Source organism: Actinoplanes auranticolor, assembly GCF_018332655.1.
Classification (GTDB): Bacteria; Actinomycetota; Actinomycetes; order Mycobacteriales; family Micromonosporaceae; genus Actinoplanes; species Actinoplanes auranticolor.
Genome location: NZ_BOQL01000066.1, coordinates 229,835 through 247,009 on the forward strand (window position 1 = coordinate 229,835; position 17,175 = coordinate 247,009).

The 17,175-nt window shown below is 74.2% G+C and carries 22 protein-coding genes; 14 read left to right on the forward strand and 8 right to left on the reverse strand.

All coding sequences use genetic code 11. The features are described 5' to 3' along the window. The first annotated feature begins 71 nt into the window (after positions 1-71). Entirely contained in the window at positions 72-1,418 is a 1,347-nt protein-coding gene (locus tag Aau02nite_RS37750) for a ferredoxin reductase family protein (protein ID WP_212993415.1), read from the forward strand. On the opposite strand, the gene Aau02nite_RS37755 is transcribed toward Aau02nite_RS37750, so the two are convergent. Both Aau02nite_RS37755 and Aau02nite_RS37760 read right to left on the reverse strand, forming a co-directional pair. Continuing rightward, positions 1,419-1,898: an excalibur calcium-binding domain-containing protein gene (locus Aau02nite_RS37755; RefSeq protein WP_212993416.1), complete on the reverse strand. Its 480-nt coding sequence runs from the start codon at positions 1,896-1,898 to the stop codon at positions 1,419-1,421. It lies immediately after the preceding gene. A gap of 120 nt (positions 1,899-2,018) precedes the next feature. Continuing rightward, the gene (locus Aau02nite_RS37760) at positions 2,019-2,450 is read right to left on the reverse strand and encodes an ASCH domain-containing protein (RefSeq protein WP_212993417.1); all 432 of its coding nucleotides are present in this window, start codon (positions 2,448-2,450) and stop codon (positions 2,019-2,021) included. Positions 2,451-2,504: 54 nt separating this feature from the next. On the opposite strand from Aau02nite_RS37760, the gene Aau02nite_RS37765 reads away from it, so the two are divergent. Continuing rightward, positions 2,505-3,206, forward strand: a complete 702-nt coding sequence (locus Aau02nite_RS37765; protein WP_212993418.1) for a hypothetical protein — start codon at positions 2,505-2,507, stop codon at positions 3,204-3,206. A 1-nt stretch (position 3,207) separates the two neighbouring features. Here the strand turns inward: Aau02nite_RS37765 and Aau02nite_RS37770 are convergent, their stop codons facing one another. Beyond that, on the reverse strand, positions 3,208-3,423 hold the full coding sequence (locus Aau02nite_RS37770) for a hypothetical protein (RefSeq protein WP_246595739.1): 216 nt from the start codon (positions 3,421-3,423) through the stop codon (positions 3,208-3,210). Between the two features lie 178 nt (positions 3,424-3,601). Beyond that, entirely contained in the window at positions 3,602-4,210 is a 609-nt protein-coding gene (locus tag Aau02nite_RS37775) for a TetR/AcrR family transcriptional regulator (RefSeq protein ID WP_246595740.1), read from the reverse strand. Positions 4,211-4,255: 45 nt separating this feature from the next. On the opposite strand from Aau02nite_RS37775, the gene Aau02nite_RS37780 reads away from it, so the two are divergent. Continuing rightward, positions 4,256-5,374, forward strand: a complete 1,119-nt coding sequence (locus Aau02nite_RS37780) for an FAD-dependent oxidoreductase (protein ID WP_212993419.1) — start codon at positions 4,256-4,258, stop codon at positions 5,372-5,374. Positions 5,375-5,377: 3 nt separating this feature from the next. Here the strand turns inward: Aau02nite_RS37780 and Aau02nite_RS37785 are convergent, their stop codons facing one another. Both Aau02nite_RS37785 and Aau02nite_RS37790 read right to left on the reverse strand, forming a co-directional pair. After that, complete coding sequence (locus tag Aau02nite_RS37785) at positions 5,378-5,944, reverse strand: carboxymuconolactone decarboxylase family protein (RefSeq protein WP_212993420.1); 567 nt, start codon at positions 5,942-5,944, stop codon at positions 5,378-5,380. Beyond that, complete coding sequence (locus Aau02nite_RS37790; protein ID WP_212993421.1) at positions 5,941-6,282, reverse strand: winged helix-turn-helix transcriptional regulator; 342 nt, start codon at positions 6,280-6,282, stop codon at positions 5,941-5,943. Before Aau02nite_RS37790 ends, Aau02nite_RS37785 begins: the two co-directional genes overlap by 4 nt. 83 nt (positions 6,283-6,365) lie before the next feature. Here Aau02nite_RS37790 and Aau02nite_RS37795 point away from each other — a divergent pair, with 83 nt between their 5' ends. Beyond that, positions 6,366-7,361 carry an NAD(P)H-dependent flavin oxidoreductase gene (locus tag Aau02nite_RS37795; protein WP_212993422.1) on the forward strand — a complete coding sequence of 332 codons (996 nt, stop codon included), beginning with the start codon at positions 6,366-6,368 and terminating at the stop codon, positions 7,359-7,361. Positions 7,362-7,413: 52 nt separating this feature from the next. Next, positions 7,414-8,184, forward strand: coding sequence for an alpha/beta hydrolase (locus Aau02nite_RS37800; protein ID WP_212993423.1), 771 nt, complete (start codon positions 7,414-7,416; stop codon positions 8,182-8,184). A 7-nt stretch (positions 8,185-8,191) separates the two neighbouring features. On the opposite strand, the gene Aau02nite_RS37805 is transcribed toward Aau02nite_RS37800, so the two are convergent. Beyond that, a complete protein-coding gene (locus Aau02nite_RS37805) occupies positions 8,192-8,563 on the reverse strand; it encodes a hypothetical protein (protein WP_212993424.1) in 372 nt (123 codons plus the stop codon). Between the two features lie 51 nt (positions 8,564-8,614). Here Aau02nite_RS37805 and Aau02nite_RS37810 point away from each other — a divergent pair, with 51 nt between their 5' ends. Next, on the forward strand, positions 8,615-9,502 hold the full coding sequence (locus tag Aau02nite_RS37810; protein ID WP_246595741.1) for an alpha/beta fold hydrolase: 888 nt from the start codon (positions 8,615-8,617) through the stop codon (positions 9,500-9,502). 2 nt (positions 9,503-9,504) lie between these two features. Next, a complete protein-coding gene (locus Aau02nite_RS37815) occupies positions 9,505-10,389 on the forward strand; it encodes an ABC transporter substrate-binding protein (RefSeq protein ID WP_212993425.1) in 885 nt (294 codons plus the stop codon). 12 nt (positions 10,390-10,401) lie between these two features. Here the strand turns inward: Aau02nite_RS37815 and Aau02nite_RS37820 are convergent, their stop codons facing one another. Further along, positions 10,402-11,238: a CDP-alcohol phosphatidyltransferase family protein gene (locus Aau02nite_RS37820; RefSeq protein WP_246595742.1), complete on the reverse strand. Its 837-nt coding sequence runs from the start codon at positions 11,236-11,238 to the stop codon at positions 10,402-10,404. A 108-nt stretch (positions 11,239-11,346) separates the two neighbouring features. On the opposite strand from Aau02nite_RS37820, the gene Aau02nite_RS37825 reads away from it, so the two are divergent. The 7 genes from Aau02nite_RS37825 to Aau02nite_RS37855 all read left to right on the forward strand — a co-directional run bounded on the left by Aau02nite_RS37825 (position 11,347) and on the right by Aau02nite_RS37855 (position 17,160). After that, a complete protein-coding gene (locus tag Aau02nite_RS37825; protein WP_212993426.1) occupies positions 11,347-12,330 on the forward strand; it encodes a zinc-dependent alcohol dehydrogenase in 984 nt (327 codons plus the stop codon). Beyond that, positions 12,331-12,729, forward strand: a complete 399-nt coding sequence (locus Aau02nite_RS37830; protein WP_212993427.1) for a 6-pyruvoyl trahydropterin synthase family protein — start codon at positions 12,331-12,333, stop codon at positions 12,727-12,729. Beyond that, positions 12,726-13,784, forward strand: coding sequence for a glycosyltransferase family 4 protein (locus Aau02nite_RS37835; RefSeq protein WP_212993428.1), 1,059 nt, complete (start codon positions 12,726-12,728; stop codon positions 13,782-13,784). The genes Aau02nite_RS37830 and Aau02nite_RS37835 overlap by 4 nt, the downstream gene beginning before the upstream one ends. Beyond that, complete coding sequence (locus Aau02nite_RS37840; RefSeq protein WP_212993429.1) at positions 13,781-14,584, forward strand: methyltransferase domain-containing protein; 804 nt, start codon at positions 13,781-13,783, stop codon at positions 14,582-14,584. Before Aau02nite_RS37835 ends, Aau02nite_RS37840 begins: the two co-directional genes overlap by 4 nt. Before the next feature lie 60 nt (positions 14,585-14,644). Continuing rightward, complete coding sequence (locus Aau02nite_RS37845) at positions 14,645-15,685, forward strand: lysylphosphatidylglycerol synthase transmembrane domain-containing protein (RefSeq protein WP_212993430.1); 1,041 nt, start codon at positions 14,645-14,647, stop codon at positions 15,683-15,685. A 73-nt stretch (positions 15,686-15,758) separates the two neighbouring features. After that, on the forward strand, positions 15,759-16,448 hold the full coding sequence (locus Aau02nite_RS37850) for a RibD family protein (RefSeq protein ID WP_212993431.1): 690 nt from the start codon (positions 15,759-15,761) through the stop codon (positions 16,446-16,448). A 49-nt stretch (positions 16,449-16,497) separates the two neighbouring features. Then, positions 16,498-17,160, forward strand: coding sequence for a GTP cyclohydrolase II (locus Aau02nite_RS37855; protein ID WP_212993432.1), 663 nt, complete (start codon positions 16,498-16,500; stop codon positions 17,158-17,160). Positions 17,161-17,175: the final 15 nt, after the last annotated feature.

Here is a 17,175-nt window from a genome sequence, read left to right on the forward strand (position 1 = left end):
CACAGTGATCGGCCTTCCCCCGGATCGCCCCGTCGTGCTGAACTGACGGCCAGTCCGGACAGGGAGACACCATGACCGCAGCGCCCCGCACCACCGCACCCGCCGGGTTGTCCCCCGCGCTGACCGGGCGGCTGGTCCTGTGGTCGGTCGTCGCGCTGAACGTGGTGATCGTCGAGACGGTGTTCCTCACCGCCGAGCCGGCCCCGAACGCCCTCATCGGCGTCGGCAAGTGGCTCGGGCTGCACCTGGCCCTGGTGATGGTCGTGCAGCTGGTGCTGGTGGCCCGCCTGCCGTGGCTGGATCGGCGGATCGGCATGGACCGGCTCACCTCCTGGCACCGGTGGACCGGCTTCGCCCTGTTCTGGCTGGTCCTGCTGCACCCGATCTTCGTGCTGCTCGGCTACGCGAGCCAGTACGACAGCACGTTCCTGGCGCAGTTCAGCAGACTGAGCGCCATGCAGCCGGTCTTGCTGGGTATCCTCGCCGCCGGCATCGTGCTGGTCGCGGCGGGCCTTTCGGTACGCGCGGCGCGGCGCCGCCTGCCGTACGAGGTCTGGCACGCGGTGCACCTGCTGCTGTACGTGGCCATCGTCTTCGCCCTGCTCCACCAGCTGACCGAGGTGTCGACGTTCACCTCCTCACCGCTCGCCGAGGCGTACTGGTGGGCGTTGTGGGTGTTCGCCCTGGGCTCGTTCGTCGCGGGCCGGATCGTGCTGCCGCTGGTGCGCAACGCCCGGCACCAGTTCCGGGTGGCGGCCGTGGTGCCCGAGTCCGACAACGTCGTCTCGATCCACGTGACCGGCAAGAACCTGGACAAGCTGCCGGCCCGCGCGGGCCAGTTCATGATCTGGCGGTTCCTGGGCCACGGCCACTGGTGGGAGGCCAACCCCTTCTCCCTGTCGGCGGCCCCGGACGGCCACACACTGCGCCTGACGGCCAAGGCGGTGGGCTCGGCCAGCGCCCGCCTGCGGACGGTCCCGGTCGGCACCCGGGTCTTCGCCGAGGGCCCGTACGGCGCCTTCACCGCCCTGAGCCGCACGAAGCAGGCCACGCTGCTCATCGCCGGCGGTGTCGGCATCACCCCGATCCGCGCCCTGCTCGAGGAGGCGACCGGCCCGACCACGGTGCTGTACCGCGTCGCCACCACCCAGGACGCGGTGCTGCTGGGCGAACTGCAGAGCCTCGCCACGTCCCGGGGCGCGCAGCTGCACGTCCTGACCGGCCGGACCGGTGCGGGCACCCCGCCGAACACCCCGTTCGCGCCGGAGAACCTGCTGGCGCTGGTCCCGGACATCGCCGACCGGGACGTCTACGTGTGCGGCCCGGCGGCGATGACCGACGCGGTCCTGCGCAGCCTGCGCGCGCTGAAGGTGCCGGCGGCGCAGGTGCACTCGGAACGCTTCAGCCTGGCGAGCTGACTACTCGCAGGCGACGCCGTCGCCGTCACGGTCCAGCTTGCGGCTGTAGCCCGGGTCGCCGCGGCGGATCGGGTCCGCACCGGCGGCACGCACGGCCGTGCAGTTGGCGTAGTAGACCGCGGCCGGGGCGGGCCTGGTCGTCTTCTTCGGCTTCGGCTTCGGCTTCGGCTTCGGCTTCGGCTTGGGCTTGGGCTGGGCCGGCGGGGTGAGCGTGGGCGTCGCGGTTGGCGTGGCGCTCGAGGTCGCCGGTGCGGGACCGGGTGCGCTGGTGGCCGGCTGCGGTGAACCGGTGGCCGGCTGCCCGGCCTGGCCCAGGACCCGGGCCTGCTCGGCGGCCGTGCCGGTGGTGCGGGTCGCGGCGGGTGAGCCGGTGTCCTCGGCGGCGGTGCCGATGCCGACGACACCCGCGCACAGGCTGACGGCCAGCAGCGCGCCGAGGCCGGTGATCACCCGCTTGTCACCCTTGGTGAGTCTGCTCATGGTTCCTCCTGCCGGAACGGTCCGGCGGGACGACGCCGGTGTCCCTGAAGGATCCACCGTGGACCGTCGGCCCGTAAGAACCGTTCGGGTGACGTTTCTGTCCGTCACGCGACCGGCGCCTCAGGCGGCCGGCGGCTGGAGAATCTCGACCAGGCGGAAGCGCTTGGCGACCATCAGGGTGTCGTCGTCCACGGTGAAGGCCGGATCGTCCAGGTCCGCGCGGGCCTCGGCGCTGTGCCAGAAGTCCTCGTGGTCGGCCCGCCAGGCGGCCACCGACTCGAAGCCCTCACCCTCGTCGATCGCGTGCTGCAGGTCGACGTCGCGCAGCCGGACCACCCGCACCTCGGTGGTCTCGATGATCGCGACCGGCCGGTCCTGCGAGTCCATCACCGCCGACCGCTCGCCGACCCGCGGCAGCGGATCGTCGTGGTGCTCGTAGTCGGCGACCAGGCTGGAGGTGGAGGTCTTGGCGCCGGTCAGGATGGCGCCGACGAGCTGGTCGCGCAGCGGGCCGGGGAAGGCGAAGTACGCCGGTGCGGCGTCGATGTCCATACCGGCAGCCTACGGATCCCGGGCCGGCCACGCCGGTCGGTTACGCTGCCGGGCGTGCCGACGGAGGAACCACCCAGGGAGTTCCAGCCGCTGCCGGGCCGGACCGTCGATCGCTCCGCCGCCTACGAGGTCCTGCTGTGGGAGCTACTACGACTCACCGGCGCCGAGCCTCCACAATGGTCCGAGGGACCGGCTGTACGCCGGCAGTGGCGGCACCGCGCCCGCCGGGTCGTCGGCAAAGCCATCAAGGCCCGCGCCGAGGCGGGCATCGTGGCCGACGAGTGGTTCGAGCCGCTGATGCGGGCCGCGGTGCACGAGCCGGACCCGAGCCATGTCAGTCAGCTGATCCGGCCGGCGCTCGACGCGTACGGCCGGCGCCGGGTCCGGGCAGGCCTGATCGAGCGCCTCCAGACGGGCCCCGTCGCCGACGCGGCCGGCGCCATGCGCGCCATGTACTGGACGTCCATCAGCCTGCGGTATCAGCCCGGCACCAGGATCCTGACCCCGGAGAGCGCCGCCGAACGCGACAGCTACCGGGAGCTGGACCGGCGCGCGGCGGACGCCGCCCTACGCCGCTTCATCACCGACGACGACCTCGATCTGCGCCGGTGCATCCTGCCGAACCTGTCGCTGCGCCCGGCGTCGTACCCGCCGGAAATGCAGCATCTCGTGACCCGGGCGCTGGAGATCGCGCGTACCTCCGACGACGGGTATCTCCGCCACCGGGTCGAGATCCAGGCCGACCCGCGCCTCTGATTCAGCAGCCGGGCCCGGCGGCCCGGCCCTTGACGATCCGGTACGCCGCGATGTCGCCCTGCACCCACGGCTGGATCTGCCTGATCGTGGTGGGCGCGGTGCCGTGCTGCGCCACGTAGCCGAGGATGGCCTGATCCACCGAGCGGCACGAGGCCCGGCTCGCCACGGTCTCTGCCGTGCTGCCGATCCGATCGGTGTTCAACGCAGCGTAAGACACGCCGGCGATACTCACCGTGATAGCCGCGGCCATGGCGACTTCGCTCAAATGCACGGTCATCTCCTGCTCAGTACGTCAGCACCTGCCGACCGGACCACTCTAGGCGATATTACAGCCTGTAGTCCCATGGCCGTCCAGTCATCGTTACCAACCGGAAGTTTGACACAGCGTGAAAGTCCTAGCTAACCGCGGCGCGGAGCAGCCCGCGAACGGCCGCCGCCAGATCGGCTCGGTTCTGCGGTGTGCCCGGCGGCGGCGCGGCGAGGGAACCCGCACCGGCCAGCCGGTCGAAGAGCAGTCCGTCGACGGCCGCCACCAGGTGACTGCCACGCTGCTCGGCGTCCGGTGCGCCGGCGGCCGTCAGCAGCGCCTGCGCCTGGGCGCGCATGGCCACGCCGTAGGCCAGGATCGGGCGCAGCTCCGGGTGGTGGGTGGCCTCCAGCAGGCAGGCGTACCGGGCCAGGGTCCGGGTGCGCCCAGCGGTCAGCCAGTCGTCGAGCAGCGCGGCGATGCTCTCGGCCAGCGCGTCGAGGTCCGGGGCCGCCTCGACGACTCCGGTGGGCACCCGGCGGGTCGCCAGGTCCGCGGTGTCCAGGTCGGCGATGCGCTGCACGACCGCCTCGACCAGCGCCTTGCGCGTCCGCAGGTAGGCCGAGGCGGTCCCGGCCGGCAGCCCGGCCCGGGCGTCGACGGCGCGGTGGGTCAGGCCCCGCATGCCGAGCTCGGCGATCAGCGCGATCGCCGCGTCGGTGAGGGCGGCGAAGCGCTCGGGTGAAGTGGTGGCCACGACTGCGTAGTATGGCGTTCTACAGACGTAGAAGGGTGGCGACACATGAGGGCTGTCATCGTCGGCGGCGGAATCGGTGGCCTCTGCGCGGCCCTGGCCCTGCGCCGGACCGGATGGGAGGTGACCGTGCTGGAGCGGGCACCGCGGATCGGGGCCGTCGGCGCCGGCATCACACTGATGGCCAACGCGCTGGCCGGGCTCGACGCCCTCGGCGTGGGCGACGAGGTACGGGCCCAGGGCCGGGTCGACGCGCCGGGCGGCACCCGCACCCCCGACGGCCGCTGGCTGGCCCGCATCGGCGCCGCCGAGCTGGAGTCGGCCCTCGGGACCCGCGCTCTCGGCATCCACCGCGCCACCCTGCACCGCATCCTGCTCGCCGCCCTGCCCGAGCAAGCCCTGATCACCGAGGCCGCGGTCACCAGCGTCGAGCCGGGCGCCGTACTCTCGTCGGCCGGCCGCTTCGAGGCCGACCTCATCGTCGGCGCCGACGGCATCGACAGCGCCGTCCGCCGGCAGCTCTGGCCGGACGCCGTACCACCGCGGTACGTCGGGACGACGGCGTGGCGGGGCGTCACCGACGAACCGTGGACGGGCGAACTCACGGTGGCGATCACCTGGGGCCCGGGCACCGAGTTCGGCATCGTGCCGCTGGGCGACGGCCGGGTCTACTGGTTCGCCGCGACCAACGCCCCGGCCGGGACCCGGTCCGACGACGAGAAGGCGGTCGTGCGGTCCATCGTGGGCTCGTGGCACGACCCCGTACCGGCCCTGCTCGATGCCACGACCACGATCCTGCACCACGATCTGCGGCACCTGCCGGCACCGTTGCCGACCTACGTGCGCGGCACCGTCGCCCTGCTCGGCGACGCCGCCCACGCCATGACGCCGAACCTGGGCCAGGGTGCCGCCCAGGCCATCGAGGACGCGGTGGTGCTCGGCGCCTCGTGCCCGCCGTCACGGCCGCTCGCCGAAGGACTGGCCGGCTACGACGCGCGGCGACGGCCCCGGTCGCAGTCGGTGGCCCGGGCCTCGTACCGGATCGGCCGCATCGGTCAGCAGCTCACCCAGCCGCTGCTGGTCGCCGCGCGCAACACCGCGATCCGGTGGACGCCGCCGCGGCTGGCACTGCGGTCGATGGCCCGGTACGCCGACTGGCACCCGTGAGGCTCAGGCGGCGGTGATGTCCGCGAACCGGGGAGCGCCCGGTTCCGGGGTGACCCGCACGGCGCGGGCGGTGAAGCTGATGGCGTGGTACCAGCCGCAGAGCAGCAGCAGGTCGAGCAGCTGGGGCTCGTCGAGCACCGCCCGGGCCGCCGCCCACTGCTCGTCGTCGAGGTCGCCGGTGTCGCACAGTGCGTCGACCACCCGGATCACCGCCCGCTCAGCCGCCACCGTCCAGCACGGGTCGTCGGCCGATCCGATGGTCAGGGAGCGGATCTGGTCCTCGGTGAGCCCGGCCCGCTCGGCGAAGACCATCAGGTGCACACCCCACTCGTACTCGCAGCGGCACCGCGCACAGGTGCGCACGATGGCGAGCTCCCGCTCGCGCAGCGACAGCGACAGTCGCGGGCCCAGCTCGTAGCGGCCCCAACCGCTCATGGCGGCCGTCATCGGCAGGTTGCGCACGAGGGTGCGGAACAGCCCGATCGGCGGCACGCCGGCCGGCATCATCGCCTCCAGCTGGGCCGCCACGTCCGGCGGGTACGGCGGTTCCACCGGGGCGATCCTGGTCACGGGGCGCCGTCCCCGAGGGCGGTCGCCCAGTCGTCCGCCCACCGGACCAGGGGTCGCAGCGCCTTGTAGGCGTCCAGTCCGAGCTCGGTGAGGGCGTACGCGGCGTCGGCCTCCTGCCGGACGATGCGCGCCTCGACCAGCTCGGACAGCCGTTGCCGCAGCACGCTGGAGGACATGTCGTCGCAGCGCTGCTGCAGGGCCCGGAAGCCGAGCGCGCCGTGGCGCAGCTCCCACACGATCCGCAGGCTCCAGCGCCGGCCGAACAGGTCCAGCGCCGCCATCAGCGGACGCCCGGTGCTCGACCCGCGTACCGGCCGTCCCGGTCTCGGCGCCGTCATCGCGTTCCGCCCTCCCAAGTGCTTCTGTTCCGATACGGTAGCGCAGGGTCGGGTGATTCGGAATCCGAAGCGGAGGTCAGGTCATGACGGGTGGGATACGGACACCGCTGTGCGAGCGGCTGGGCATCGACGTACCGATCGTGCAGGCGCCGGTCGGGTCCGCGGCGGGCCCGGAGCTGGCCGCGGCGGTGGCGGACGCGGGCGGGCTGGGCATGCTGGCGGTGACCTGGCTGGGGGCCGAGCAGGCACGTGACGGCATCCGCCGGGTCCGCCGGCTGACGCCGCGGCCGTTCGGGGTGAATCTGGTGCTCGACTTCCCGGTGGCCGACACGCTGGACAGGTGCCTGGCCGAGGGCGTACCGGTCGTCTCGACGTTCTGGGGTGACCCCGGAGCGGTGAGCGGGCAGATCCGCGCGGCCGGCGCGCTGCACATGCACACGGTCGGCGGTGTCGCGGAGGCCGTGCACGCCGCCGGGTGCGGCGTCGACATCGTCGTGGCGCAGGGCTGGGAGGCCGGCGGCCACGTCCGGGGCACGACCACCACCATGGTCCTGGTGCCCGCCGTCGTGGACGCGGTCGCCCCGGTCCCGGTCCTGGCCGCGGGCGGGATCAGCGACGGGCGGGGGCTCGCCGCCGCGCTCGCGCTGGGCGCGCAGGGCGCGTGGCTGGGCACCCGCTTCCTGGCGTCCGCCGAGGCCCGCAGCCACCCGGTCCACCGGCAGCACCTCGTCGACGCCGGTGCCGAGGACACCGTCCACACCCACTGTTTCGACGACGGCTGGCCCGGCGCGGCCCACCGCGCGCTGCGGAACGGGACCCTGCGGCGCTGGGAGCAGGCCGGGTCACCGTCCCGTCCGGAGCGTCCCGGCGAGGGCGATGTCGTCGCGGTCGACGGCACGGGCCGCGCCCATCACCGGTACGGCGACCAGATCCCCCTGCCCGGCATGACCGGTGACCTCACCGACCTGGCCCTCTACGCCGGCCAGTCCGTCGAGCTCGTCCGCGCGGTCGAGCCGGCGGGCGAGCTGATCCGCCGGATCGCGGCGCAGGCCACGGCGGCCCGGCCCGGCGCTGCCTGAGACACCGTCACCCCGGTGCCGCGCCGCCGTTGAACGGGGCAATGGAGCTCGGGTGAGAAGGCGGACCCTGCTGGCCGGGGCCGGGGCGGCGGCGAGTGTCGCGGCGCTGGGTGGCTGGTATCAGCGGCGTGACTCCGCCGTACCAGTGGTCCCCGCGGCCCCGCTCGGTGACGAGCGGCTGGAGCAGCGGCGATCGGCCGCGCGCGGCCGGACGGTCGACTTCTACACCGCCGTGCCGGCCGGGCACGGCGACGGGCGCGGCCTGCCCGTGCTGCTGGTCCTGCACGGTGGGTCCAAGACCGCCGCCGACTTCCCCTCGCTGGGGCTGGGCCGCTTCGCCTCGGACTCCGTTCAGCGGGGCAACGCGCCGTTCGTGCTCGCCGGCGCGACCGGTGGCCGGCTCTCCTGGCGGCCGTCCGGGGCCGACGACCCGCAGCGGATGGTGCACGAGGAGATCCCGGCCTGGTGCGCCGAACGCGGATTCGACACCGACCGGCTGGCGGTCTGCGGCTGGTCCATGGGCGGGTACGGCGCCCTGCTGCTGGCCCAGACCTTCCCCCGCTTCGTCCGGGCCGTGGCCGCGTTCTCGCCGGCGGTCTCCCCCGGCGACGACGTCTTCGCCCGCGCGGCCGCGTTGCGCGGGGTCCCGGTCGGGCTCTGGTGCGGCACCGACGACGGCCTGCTCCCCGAGGTGCGGGCACTGGAACGGGCTCTGCCGCAGCCCCGGGCCGCCGGTTCGTACACGGAGGGCCGGCACAACTTCGGCTACTGGAGCACGTGTCTGCCGGCCGCCTGTGATCTCGTCGCGCGAGCGCTGCGCTGACCGGCGGTCACCGCGCGCGGGCCGGCGCCCGGTCGGTGATCCACTGGCCGGCCGGGGTGCGCAGCGCCAGCCCGGTCACCGGCGCGTCCGGCGCCTCGCCCTCGCGCAGGATCTCCACCACCGGGCAGCCCGCGGACTCCGGATGCCAGAACCCGTCGGGGTCGCGGACGGACGAGAACCGGCAGTCCGGCTCGTCGGTCCACCCCCAGGCCAGCAGCAGGTCGCGGCCGCCCATCGAGTAACGGCCGGCCGAAGCCACCCGATCGCCCTCGCGGCGGTGGAAGAACTCGGCACGCAGGCCCGGCACGGGGACCCCGTCGAAGGTGGCGTCCGTGACCGTGCGGTGCGGCGTGTAGGTGGCGAGATCGGGCAGAGGCACGGCCCGACTCTGCCACGGGCGATGATCTCCAGGGACCGGAGCGGTGAGGACATGAGCCTTTCGGGGGACAGCGCGGCGCAGGAAACTGTCAGGCTGCGCGGCAATACTCCGGCCATGGGCGAGACGATGGTGCCGGCGAACGGGGTGGATCTGTGCCTGGAGGCGTTCGGCCGGCGTGACGATCCCGCGGTGCTGCTGATCGCCGGGGGCGCCCGGTCGATGGACTGGTGGGAGGACGGGTTCTGCCGCCGGCTGGCCGACGGGGGCCGCTTCGTGATCCGCTACGACCACCGCGACACCGGGCGGTCGACGTCGTTCCCGGCCGGCGCTCCGCCGTACTCGCAGGTGGACATGGCCGAGGACGCGCTCGGGGTGCTCGACGCCGTGGGCGTGGCCCGCGCGCACATCGTGGGCCTCTCTCTCGGCGGCGGCCTGGCCCAGCGCCTGGCCGTCGAGGATCCGCCCCGGCTGCGCACCCTGACGCTCATGTCCACCACACCCGGCCTGGTCGACGATCCGCCGGTCGCCGCGGTGCGGCCGCAGCCGCCCCGGACCGACTTCTCCGATCGCGCCGCGGCGGTGGACGAGCTCGTCGCCTGCGTGGCGGCGGCCGGTGGGCCGTTCACCGCGGACACGGCCCACCTGCGGCAGCTCGCCGAGCGGGTCTTCGACCGCACCACCGATCCGGCCGCGGCGTACCGCAATCACTGGCTGGCCGCCTGCGGCCCGCCGGTCCGCGACCGACTCGGCACGGTCGGCGTGCCCACGCTGGTCATGCACGGCACGGCGGACCCGCTGCTGTCCATGGCCCATCCGGCCGCGCTGGCCCGGGAGATCCCGGACGCCCGGCTGCTGCCGCTGCCCGGCGTGGGCCACGAGTTCCCGCCGCGGGCCGTGTGGGGTGTCGTGATCGAGGAGATCCTGCGGCACACTGCTTGACCATGCGCCTGGTCTCACTGCTCCCGTCCGCCACGGAGATCGTGTACGCCCTCGGCCTCGGCGACGACCTCGTCGGCGTCACGTTCGAGTGCGACGAGCCACCGGCCGCCCGGCAGGAGAAGACCGTCGTGGTCGGCGGGCGCGACACCCGGGGCATGGACCCGGGCGAGATCGACGCGTACGTGAAGGAGCAGCTGGCCGCCGGCGGTGACCTGTACACCCTGCACGCCGACGCCCTGGCCGAGCTGGCCCCCGAGCTGATCCTCACCCAGGACCTGTGCCGGGTGTGCGCGCTGCCCTCGGACCACGTGTCGGAGGCGCTGGACTATCTGGGCTGCCGGGCCGACGTGCTGTCGCTGGATCCGTACACGCTGGACGAGGTGCTCGAGACGTTTCTCGCCGTCGGCGCCCGGGCGGCGGTGCTGCCGCGGGCCGAGGCCCTGGTCGCCGGTCTGCGCGGACGGCTCGCGGCGGTGGCCTCGGCGGTGGCCGGCCGGCCCCGGCCCCGGGTGGCGATCGTGGAATGGGTGGAGCCGCCGTTCACCGCCGGGCACTGGGTGCCCGACCTGGTCACGGCGGCGGGCGGCAAACCGGTGGCCGCCCGGCCCGGGGCCCGGTCCGGGCAGACGACCTGGGCCGAGCTGGCCGCCGGGGAGCCGGAGATCGTGCTGGTCACGCCGTGCGGTTTCCACCTGGACGGGACCGTGGCCCAGGCCGCCGGGATCCCGGAGCACTTCCCGGGAGCCCAGGTATGGGCGATCGACGGTGACGCTCTGGTAGTGCGGCCCGGCCCTCGCCTGATCGACGGTGTCGAGGCGATCGCGGCGATCCTGCACCCGGACGCGGTGCCGGCTCCCCCGCCGGGCGCGATCGCCCGGATCGCCTGACCGGATCCGGCCTCAGGCGTTGACCGGGGCGGGGCTACGACGCGGGTCGGGCAGCAGGACCACCGGGCGCCGGCCCTCCTGACGCCGATCTTCATGACGCCGGGCCACCCGGGCCCGGGCCACGACCAGCCGGCGGCGGCTCTCCTCGTGCCTCAGCCACTGCACGTCGCGGCCGAAGGACCAGGTGAGCGTGGCGAGGGCGGCGGCCAGCACGACCGACGCCACCACGTCGGGCAGCAGGCTCGCGGTGGCGACAACCAGCGCCACGCCCTGCACCGCCGCGACGACCTTGCGGGAGAACCTGGGCGGCAGCGCGGCGCTGAGCCACGGCCACACCCACGAGGCGGCCACGAAGACGTACCGGAAGGCGCCCATCGCGATCGTCCACCAGCCGAACGTGCCGGCGACGTAGACGCTCAGCACCAGGACCAGAAACGCGTCGATCTCCATGTCGAAGCGTGCACCCAGCTTCGTGGTGGAGCCGGTGCGCCGGGCCACCTGGCCGTCCACGCCGTCCAGGGCCAGTGCCACCCCGACCAGGGTGACCAGCACCGGCAGCGGCACCGGCGCGGTGAAGGAGGTCACGACAAGGGCGGTCACGCCGCCGACCAGCGTCGCGCGGCCCAGGGTCACGGCGTTCGCCGGCCCGAGGGCGCGCATCCCGCTGCGGCGCAGACCCGCGCCGAGGACAACGGCCAGGACCACGGCGTACGCCGTCGCGGCCAGCCAGCCCGCCGCGCTGACCCCGGCCGTGACAGCGAGCGCCGTCACGAGGATCAGGTGGGCGGCCAGACCGACGATCGGCCCCCGGCTCTCGCGAGCCGTCATCGTGGCGATACTGATAGTCACCGTGCCTCCGGGTGGGCAAGATCCGTTGCCGCGTATGGTTGCCGCTGTTGTCGTCACTGAACACGCTTGATCCGCGCGTTCGGTTCAGCGCTCGGAGGAGAATTGCCGATGACGGGTGACGCCCGCGCCTTCTGGCTCGCCGCCCCCGGCCGGGGTGAGATCCGGCCGGTGACCGTCGCCACCCCCGGCCCGGACGAGGTGCTCGTCCGCACGCTGTACTCCGGGGTGAGCCGCGGCACCGAGACCCTGGTGTTCCGCGGCGGCGTGCCGCAGAGCCAGCAGGCGGCGATGCGCGCGCCCTTCCAGGAGGGCGATTTCCCGGCCCCGGTGAAGTACGGCTACCTCAACGTCGGCGTCGTCGAGCAGGGCCCGGCCGAGCTGCTCGGCCGCACGGTCTTCGCGCTGTACCCGCACCAGACCCGCTACGTCGTGCCGGCCGACGCCGTGACCGTGGTCCCCGACGGCGTACCGGCGAGCCGCGCCGTGCTGGCCGGCACCGTCGAGACCGCCGTCAACGCGCTCTGGGACGCCGCGCCGCTGGTCGGGGACCGGATCGCCGTGGTCGGCGCGGGCATGGTCGGCGCGAGCGTGGCCGCCGTGCTGGCCCGTTTCCCCGGCGCCCGGGTGCAGCTGGTCGACGCGAACCCGGAACGGGCCACCCTGGCCGCCGCCCTCGGCGTCGATTTCGCCCTGCCCGCGGCCGCGACCGGCGACTGTGACCTGGTCGTGCACGCCAGCGCCACGTCGGCCGGCCTGACCCGGGCGCTGGAGCTGCTGGCCCCGGAGGCTACGGTCGTCGAGCTCAGCTGGTACGGCGACCGCGAGGTCAGCGTGCCGCTCGGCGAGTTCTTCCACTCCCGCCGCCTGGTGGTCAAGAGCAGCCAGGTGGGCGGGATAGCCCCGGCCCGGCGCGGGCGCCGCAGTTACGCCGACCGGCTGGCGATCGCCCTGGACCTGCTGGCCGACCCGATCTTCGACGCCCTGCTGACCGGGGAGTCGCCCTTCGCCGAGCTGCCCGCGGTCATGCCGCGACTGACCAGCGGGGAGCTGCCCGCGCTGTGCCATCTGATCAGTTACCCGACAGGAGAGTGAATGTTCAGCGTCACCGTCCGTGACCACATCATGATCGCCCACAGCTTCTCGGGGGAGGTCTTCGGACCGGCCCAGAAGCTGCACGGCGCGACGTTCGTGGTCGACGCCACGTTCAAGCGTCCCGAGCTGGACGCGGACAACATCGTCGTGGACATCGGCCGGGCGAGCGAGGAGCTGCACGCCATCTGCGGCGCGCTCAGCTACCGCAACCTCGACGACGAGGCGGAGTTCACCGGCGTCAACACCTCGACGGAGTTCCTCGCCAAGGTCATCGCGGACCGGCTGGCCGGCAAGGCGGAGTCGGGCGAGCTCGGGGCGGGGGCGCGCGGCCTGTCCGGCATCGCGGTCACCCTGCACGAGTCGCACATCGCGTGGGCGAGCTACGAGCGGAACCTGTGACCGCTGCCCTGCACGTGGTGCTGCCGGGGGGCATCGACGACCCGGCCGCCCCGAGCGGTGGCAACACGTACGACCGCCGGGTGCTGACCGGGCTGGCCGCGACCCGCGACGTGCACGAGATCGCGGTCGCGGCGGCCTGGCCGTACCCGGCGGAGCTGGCCCGCTCGGTGCTGGCGCGGGCCCTGGAGCAGGTGCCGGCCGGCTCGACCGTGCTGCTCGACGGTCTGGTCGGCTGCGCGGTACCGGAGCTGCTGGAGCCGCTGGCGGACCGGCTACGGCTGGTCGTGCTGGTGCACCTGCCGCTCGGTGACGAGACGGGGCTCTCCCCGGCTGGAGTGGCCGAGCTGACTGCCCGCGAGCGCCGGTCGCTGCACGCCGCCGCCGCGGTGGTGGCGACCAGTGCGGGCGCGGCGCGGCGCCTGGAGGCACTGCACGACCTGCCGGCCGGCAGCGTGCACGTCGCCGCGCCGGGCGTCGATCCCGCACCGCTCGCGGAGCCGGGCCCTGGCGGCGACCGGTTGCTCTGCGTGGCGGCGGTGACCCCGCGCAAGGCCCAGGACGTGCTGGTCCAGGCGTTGCACGGGGTCGCCGACCGGCCCTGGTCCTGCGCGCTGGTCGGCGCGCTGGACCGGGATCCGGCGTACGTGGCCCGGGTGCGCGAGCTGGCCGCGGCGCTCCCCGGCCGGATCGAGTTCGCCGGGACGCGCACCGGGGAGGCGCTGGCGGGCACGTACCGGCAGGCGGACCTGCTGGTGCTGCCGTCGCTGGCGGAGACGTACGGCATGGTGGTGACCGAGGCGCTGGCGCGCGGCGTACCGGTGCTCGGCACGCAGATCGCCGGGGTGCCGGAGGCGCTCGGCACCGCCCCGGACGGCAGCCTGCCCGGGGCGCTCGTGCCGCCGGGCGATCCGGCGGCCCTGGCCGCCGAGCTGCGCCGCTGGCTCACCGACCCGGCGGTGCGCCGCGACCGGCGGGCCGCCGCCCGGGCCCGCCGCGCCGGCCTGCGCGGCTGGGACGACACGACACGACGATTGAGCGAGGTACTGCACCCATGACCGGAGAGTTCAGCTCGACCTGGCTGACCTTGCGCGAGCCCGCCGACGCCGCCGCCCGGGCCCGGGACCTGATCGCGACGCTGCGCCGGCCGGCCGGCGGCGAGCTGGTCATCCGTGACCTCGGCTGCGGCACCGGCTCGATGGGCCGATGGCTGGCGCCGCAGCTGCCCGGCCCGCAGCGCTGGGTCCTGCAGGACCGTGACCCCGCGCTGCTCGCGCACGCCGCCACCCACCTGCCGGCCGCCGCGGCCGACGGGACCGCGGTGACGGTGCAGACCGCCGAGGGCGACGTCACCGACCTGACCGTGGCCGACCTGGCCGACACGGCACTGGTCACCTGCTCCGCGCTGCTCGACCTGTTCACCACCGACGAGGTGGCCACGCTGGCCCAGGTGTGTGTGGCCTCGGACACTCCGGCGCTGTTCACGCTGTCCGTCGTCGGCGAGGTCGTCCTGGATCCCCCGGACCCGCTCGACGCCGAGGTGACGGCGGCGTTCAACGCCCACCAGCGGCGCACCGTCGGCGGGCGGCAGCTGCTCGGACCCGAGGCGGTGGGCGCGGCGGCGGAGGCGTTCGCCAAGGCCGGAGTGTCGGTCAGCGTCCGGCCGAGCCCGTGGCAGCTCGGCCCCGAGCAGGGTGCGCTGGCCGCGGAATGGCTGCGCGGCTGGGTCGCCGCGGCCGCCGAGCAGCGGCCCGACCTGGACCTGGACGCCTATCTGGTGGCCCGGACGGCGGCCGCCGAGGCGGGCCGGCTGCGGGTAACGGTCGGGCATCAAGATCTTCTCGCGCAGAAAGACTGAACCGCCCGCCGCCGCCGGGACGTATTAGTCCCAGAACGGTGAACCCGAGGGGGCAAAGGCATGAACCGATCGATCTGGGCGTGGGTGCGGGTACTCGGCGGGGTGGGGATCCTCGCCGTGTTGCTCTGGCGCCTGGGTACCGGCGCCTTCATCGACGGGCTGCGGGTGATCGACGGCCCCGCACTGGCCCTGGCGTTCACCATCGGGGTCGCGACCACGGTGTTGTCCGCGTGGCGCTGGTGCCTGGTGGCCCGCGGTCTGGGCATGACGCTGTCGCTGCGGGGCGCGATCGCCGACTACTACAAAGCGCTGTTCATCAACGCGGCCCTGCCCGGCGGCGTGCTCGGTGACGTCGACCGGGCGGTACAGCACGGCCGGGAAGAGGGCGACGTGGGCCGCAGCGTGCGGGCGGTGGTGCTGGAGCGGACCGCCGGGCAGGTGGTGCTGCTCACCGTGGGCGTGACGGTGCTGCTGACCGTACCGTCGCCGGTCCTGTCCCACCTGCAGGCCAACGCCCGCGGGCTCGCCGTCGCGGCCGCGACCACAGTCGGCCTCGCGGCCCTGGCCATCTTCGCGGTCGGGCGGCTGCGCAGCGGCGCGTCCCGGTGGGCGCGCGCCGCGCGGACCGGGATCACCGAGGTCCGCTCCGGGCTGCTGGCCCGGCGCAACTGGCCGGGCATCGTGCTGGCCTCGACGATCGTGCTGGCCGGGCACCTCGCGACCTTCCTGGTCGCCGCCCGCGCCGCCGGCTCGGACGCCTCGCTGCTGCGCCTGGCCCCGCTGATGCTGCTCGCGCTGCTGGCGATGGCCCTGCCGCTGAACGTCGGGGGCTGGGGGCCGCGCGAGGGCGTGGCCGCGTGGGCGTTCGGCGCCGCCGGGCTCAGCGCCACCCAGGGCCTGACCATCGCCGTGGTGTACGGCCTGTTCGCCTTCGTGGCCGCGCTGCCCGGTCTGGTGGTGATCGTCACCCGGGCGCTCGCCGGTGCGCGGGCGAAGGCCCGGATCCGGGCCGCCGCCGTGGTCACGGTGGCTGCGCCGGTCGCCGCGCCCCCGCAGAAGATTGTGCTCCCGGTGCGGGAACTGGTCAGCAGCGGTGCATGACGCCATCCCCGCCGGCCGTTCGCCTTATGGTGGACGCCGGAGTGACGATGGTCGCTCCCGAGGAGGACCGTCTGTGCTGGATCGACCGTACGTGCTGCTCAGCTGTGGGATGTCCATCGACGGATACGTGGACAGCCCGAGCGACGAACGGCTGCTGCTCTCCAACGACGCCGATTTCGACCGGGTCGATGAGGTACGGGCGGGTTGCGACGCGATCCTGGTCGGCGCGACCACGGTCCGGGTGGACAACCCGCGGCTGCTGATCCGCGACGAGAACCGCCGCCGCGCCCGGCTCGCCCGCGGGCTCCCGCCGGACCCGGTCAAGGTGACCGTGACCAGCACCTGCGACCTGGATCCGGCGGCCCGGTTCTTCACCCTGGGCGACGCCGACAAGCTGGTCTACTGCGCCACCCGCGCGCTGCCGGGCGCCGAGGAGCGTATCGGCAAGGTGGCCACGGTGATCGACGGCGGCGACCCGCTCGACCTGCACCGGGTGGTCAGCGACCTGTCGGTGCGGGGCGTCGGACGGCTGATGGTCGAGGGCGGCGGCACGATCCACACCGGCTTCCTCACCGCCGGGCTCGCCGACGAGCTGCAGCTGGTGGTGGCCCCGTTCTTCGTCGGGGACTCGCGGGCGCCGCGTTTCGTCGGCGACGGCGACTTCCCGTGGGGCCCGCAGCGCCGGGCGGACCTCACCGAGGTCCGGCAGATCGGCGACGTGGTGCTGCTGCGCTACGCCCTGTCCGACCGCTACCGCGACTGAGCAAGCCGTGATCTGGTTATCTGAACTGTCCGATCGAAATGGGGGGCCGATGTCCGAGACGGCCGGCTGGGGGACGCTCGACGTGGGGACGATCCCGCAAGCCACGGTACGGACGGGCGTCACGGTCCCGCTGCGCTTCGCCGACGGCTACACCACCACCGCCCGGGTGCTGACCTTCAACGGCCTGGTCGACGGCCGCGAGCACCTGGCGCTGGGCCTGGGCGACTGGGAACGTGCCGTACGGACGACGCCGCTGGTGCGCCCGCACAGCGAATGCCTGACCGGGGACGTGTTCGGCAGCCAGCGCTGCGACTGCGGCCCGCAGCTGCGCGAGGCGGTCGAACGCATCGCCGAGCCGGGCGGCCTGCTGCTCTACCTGCGCCAGGAGGGCCGCGGCATCGGCCTGTACGCCAAGCTGGACGCGTACGCGCTGCAGGACGCCGGGCTGGACACGTACGAGGCGAACGTGGCCCTGGGCCGCGGCGAGGACGAGCGCGACTACACGGCGGCGGCGCAGATGCTGCTGGCGCTGGGAGCCGCACGGATCCGGCTGCTGAGCAACAACCCGGACAAGGCGGCCCAGCTGGAAGCCCGCGGCGTGCAGGTCACCGAGCGCATCCCGACCGGGGTGCACCTGTCGGCGGCGAACCTGCGCTACCTGGCGACCAAGGCCACCCACACCGCCCACACCCTGGACCTGCCCGGCCTGTAGGGAGCCGCCCGTCGC

What these genes read in the sequence shown, in the direction of transcription:
- Aau02nite_RS37795 (WP_212993422.1), top strand. Translation starts at nt 6,366, where the DNA reads ATGACGGGTGGGATACGGACACCGCTGTGCGAGCGGCTGGGCATCGAC.
- Aau02nite_RS37750 (WP_212993415.1), top strand. Translation starts at nt 72, where the DNA reads ATGACCGCAGCGCCCCGCACCACCGCACCCGCCGGGTTGTCCCCCGCG.
- Aau02nite_RS37845 (WP_212993430.1), top strand. Translation starts at nt 14,645, where the DNA reads ATGAACCGATCGATCTGGGCGTGGGTGCGGGTACTCGGCGGGGTGGGG.
- Aau02nite_RS37790 (WP_212993421.1), bottom strand. Translation starts at nt 6,282, where the DNA reads ATGACGGCGCCGAGACCGGGACGGCCGGTACGCGGGTCGAGCACCGGG.
- Aau02nite_RS37855 (WP_212993432.1), top strand. Translation starts at nt 16,498, where the DNA reads ATGTCCGAGACGGCCGGCTGGGGGACGCTCGACGTGGGGACGATCCCG.
- Aau02nite_RS37780 (WP_212993419.1), top strand. Translation starts at nt 4,256, where the DNA reads ATGAGGGCTGTCATCGTCGGCGGCGGAATCGGTGGCCTCTGCGCGGCC.
- Aau02nite_RS37760 (WP_212993417.1), bottom strand. Translation starts at nt 2,450, where the DNA reads ATGGACATCGACGCCGCACCGGCGTACTTCGCCTTCCCCGGCCCGCTG.
- Aau02nite_RS37825 (WP_212993426.1), top strand. Translation starts at nt 11,347, where the DNA reads ATGACGGGTGACGCCCGCGCCTTCTGGCTCGCCGCCCCCGGCCGGGGT.
- Aau02nite_RS37830 (WP_212993427.1), top strand. Translation starts at nt 12,331, where the DNA reads ATGTTCAGCGTCACCGTCCGTGACCACATCATGATCGCCCACAGCTTC.
- Aau02nite_RS37755 (WP_212993416.1), bottom strand. Translation starts at nt 1,898, where the DNA reads ATGAGCAGACTCACCAAGGGTGACAAGCGGGTGATCACCGGCCTCGGC.
- Aau02nite_RS37810 (WP_246595741.1), top strand. Translation starts at nt 8,615, where the DNA reads ATGAGCCTTTCGGGGGACAGCGCGGCGCAGGAAACTGTCAGGCTGCGC.
- Aau02nite_RS37815 (WP_212993425.1), top strand. Translation starts at nt 9,505, where the DNA reads ATGCGCCTGGTCTCACTGCTCCCGTCCGCCACGGAGATCGTGTACGCC.
- Aau02nite_RS37840 (WP_212993429.1), top strand. Translation starts at nt 13,781, where the DNA reads ATGACCGGAGAGTTCAGCTCGACCTGGCTGACCTTGCGCGAGCCCGCC.